This is a genomic window from Actinocrinis sp., assembly GCF_035938995.1.
GTDB lineage: Bacteria > Actinomycetota > Actinomycetes > Streptomycetales > Catenulisporaceae > DASZGI01.
Map to the genome: position 1 here is coordinate 1 of NZ_DASZGI010000343.1, position 2,574 is coordinate 2,574.

General features: G+C 69.9%; 2 protein-coding genes. Both read left to right on the plus strand.

Annotation, left to right across the window (positions count from 1 at the left end):
• A partial coding sequence (locus VGZ32_RS24395) for a histidine--tRNA ligase (RefSeq protein WP_326888519.1) occupies window positions 1-603 on the plus strand: 603 nt, incomplete at its 5' end.
• Window positions 600-2,420 (plus strand): aspartate--tRNA ligase, encoded by a 1,821-nt coding sequence (aspS, locus tag VGZ32_RS24400; protein ID WP_326888520.1) that lies wholly within the window; start codon window positions 600-602, stop codon window positions 2,418-2,420. The genes VGZ32_RS24395 and aspS, both read left to right, overlap by 4 nt.
• Window positions 2,421-2,574: the final 154 nt, after the last annotated feature.

Consider the following 2,574-nt stretch of genomic DNA (forward strand, 5'->3'; position numbering starts at 1 on the left):
GTCATCGGCGACTTCCTGTGCGACGCGTGCAAGGCCTTCCACCAAGAGGTCCAGACGCTGCTCTCGCTCTTCGGCGTGCCGTTCGAGGACGACGTGAAGCTGGTACGCGGCCTGGACTACTACACCCGCACCACGTTCGAGTTCGTGCACGACGGCCTCGGCTCGCAGTCGGCGGTGGGCGGGGGCGGCCGGTATGACGGGTTGTCGCAGGACCTCGGCGGCCCGCCGCTGCCGTCGGTCGGCTGGGCGCTCGGCGTGGACCGGACCGTGCTGGCGATGGAAGCCGAGGGCGTCGCGGCGCCCGGTGCCGGGCAGGGCGTGGACGTGTTCGGCGTGCCGATGGGGATCGCGGCGAAGGCCGTGCTGTTCGGCATCGTGGTCGAGCTGCGCCGGGCGGGCCTCAGCGCGGACCTGGCGTTCGGCGAGAAGGGCCTCAAGGGCGCCATGAAGGCCGCCGACCGCTCCGGTGCGAAGTACGCGCTGGTGGCCGGGGACCGCGACCTGGCCGCCGAGGTGGTGCAGCTCAAAGACCTGACCAGCGGTGAGCAGACGCCGGTGGCCCTGGACCAGATCGTTCCGACCCTCAAGGAGAAGCTGTCGTGATCCGCACGCGAGAGGCGGGGAGCCTGCGGGCCTCCGACGCCGGAAGCACCGTCACCCTGGCCGGGTGGGTGGCCCGGCGGCGTGACCACGGCGGCGTGACTTTCCTCGACCTGCGCGACGGCTCCGGCATCGCGCAGGTCGTGGTCAGGGACTCCGAGGCTGTTCACGACCTGCGCAACGAGTACTGCGTCGCCGCGACGGGTGAGGTACAGCTGCGCCCCGAAGGCAACGCGAACCTGGAACTGCCGACCGGTGAGATCGAGGTCGTGGTCGACTCGGTCGAGGTGCTGTCCGAGTCCGCGCCGCTGCCCTTCCCGACCGACGAGCGCAAGAGCTCGAACATCAACGAGGAAGTCCGGCTCAAGTACCGCTACCTCGACCTGCGCCGCGACGACATGGCGCAGAACATCCGTACGCGCGCGAAGGCCACCAAGGTCATCCGCGACGTGATGGACGAGCTCGGCTTCCTGGACGTCGAGACGCCCTACCTCACCCGCTCGACGCCTGAGGGCGCCCGCGACTTCCTGGTCCCGGTACGCCTTCAGCCCGGCAGCTGGTACGCGCTGCCGCAGTCGCCTCAGCTGTTCAAGCAACTGCTCATGGTCGGCGGCATGGAGCGGTACTACCAGATTGCCCGCTGCTTCAGGGATGAGGACTTCCGCGCCGACCGGCAGCCGGAGTTCACCCAGCTCGACATCGAGATGTCGTTCGCGAACCAGGAGGACGTCATCGCGGTCGGCGAGGCCGTCGTCGCGCGGGTCTGGAAGGACGTGCACGGAGTCGAGATCCCGACGCCGCTGCCCCGTCTCTCCTACGCGGAGGCGATGGCGCGGTACGGCTCCGACAAGCCCGACCTCCGTTTCGGTCAAGAGCTGGTGGAGCTGACCGGCTATTTCGCCGGGACCGAGTTCCGGGTGTTCCAGGCCCCTTACGTCGGTGCGGTCGTCATGCCGGGGGGAGCCGCGCAGACTCGCAAGGAGCTGGACGGCTGGCAGGACTGGGCGCGCTCGCGCGGCGCCCGCGGCCTGGCATACGTGCTCTTCGACGCGGAGACCGGCGAGCCGAAGGGCCCGGTCGCCAAGAATCTGTCCGAGGCGCACCTGGCCGGGCTCAAGGACGCGGTCGGCGCCGCGAACGGCGACGCGGTGTTCTTCGCGGCGGGCAAGCGGACCGCGTCGCTGGAATTGCTCGGCGCGGCGCGGCTGGAGATCGGGCGGCGCTGCGGGCTGATCGACGGCGGTGCCGATCATGCGGCCGGCGCCGCGGGGGCGTGGAAGTTCCTCTGGGTGGTCGACTTCCCCATGTTCGAGCCGGTCGAGGACGAGAAGGGCGAGCAGGTCGGCTGGACCGCGGTGCACCACCCCTTCACCGCCCCGACCCCGGACAGCCTGGCCACCTTCGACAAGGAGCCGGGCACAGCACTCTCGAACGCCTACGACCTCGTGCTCAACGGTACCGAACTCGGCGGTGGGTCGATCCGTATCCACCGCAAGGACGTGCAGGAGCGGGCGTTCGCGGCCATCGGCCTGTCCGAGCAGGAGGCGCAGTCCAAGTTCGGATTCCTGCTCGAGGCCTTCAACTACGGCCCGCCCCCGCACGGCGGCATCGCCTTCGGCCTGGACCGGATCGTCGCCCTGCTCACCGGCGCGGACACCATCCGGGACGTGATCGCGTTCCCGAAGACCGCGTCCGGCGGCGACCCGCTGACCGGCGCGCCGACGCCGATCACCCCGGCGCAGCGCAAGGAGGCCGGAATCGACGCCGCCCCGAAGGCGGACGCGCCGAAGCCTCAGGCGTCTGAGGTCGCAGACAGCTGAGGCCCGGTGTATTAAAAGGCTCAGCGTGTTCAGGCCCAGTCTGTTGAGGCACAGCCCGCTGCCTCCACAGGCTGACGCTAACGGCATACTTGAGGCTGACGCCATGGACCGCCGCGGCGAGCGATACTCGCCGTGGCGGTTGTTTCATGAGCAC